This window comes from Neisseria sp. P0021.S007 (assembly GCF_051956855.1).
The window spans coordinates 1-545 of the sequence record NZ_JBQCXA010001024.1; the positions used below are offsets into that span (position 1 = coordinate 1).

At 51.6% G+C, this 545-nt stretch carries 1 protein-coding gene and 1 pseudogene; one reads left to right on the forward strand and one right to left on the reverse strand.

What is annotated here, in order from left to right; genetic code table 11:
• A pseudogene (locus ACTHUR_RS17310) lies at positions 1-310 on the forward strand (hemagglutinin repeat-containing protein); the annotation flags it as partial.
• Here the strand turns inward: ACTHUR_RS17310 and ACTHUR_RS17315 are convergent.
• A partial coding sequence (locus ACTHUR_RS17315) for a GNAT family N-acetyltransferase (RefSeq protein WP_440399947.1) occupies positions 209-545 on the reverse strand: 337 nt, incomplete at its 5' end. The pseudogene ACTHUR_RS17310 and the gene ACTHUR_RS17315 sit on opposite strands and share 102 nt — an antisense overlap.

Here is a 545-nt window from a genome sequence, read left to right on the forward strand (position 1 = left end):
ATCCTTGCCCAAGCGGTATTTAGAAGCAGCGGTTGCAGCAGCAGAAGTCAGCATTTCCATAACCTACGGCGAACAGCAAAACCGACAAACCACCCAAGTTCAAGTAAATCAAGCCCAAGCCAGCCAAATTCAAGCAGGCGGTAAAACTACCCTTATTGCCGGAGGTGCAGGCGAACAATCCAATATCAACATCACAGGATCGGATGTTTCAGGTAAAGCAGGAACCGGCCTGATTGCCGATAACGACATCACACTCCAATCCGCCGAACAAAGCAGCAGCGAACGCAGCAACAACAAAAGCAGCGGCTGGATAGAGATACAGATGCGGCAAACCCAGTTCGCGTGCTTTATCCAGACAAAACGAAACCAGCTGCCTGCCTACGCCCAAACCGCGAAATTGCGGCAAAACGAACACATCACCCAGCCAATATTCGTATTCGGGAAAACACGCCATATCAAACCGCTTTAATGCCGCCGAACCCATCAGCCGCCCTTCGTTATCGACAGCCGCAAACGCCAGCGGCAAGTCATCCCCATTAAGGCAC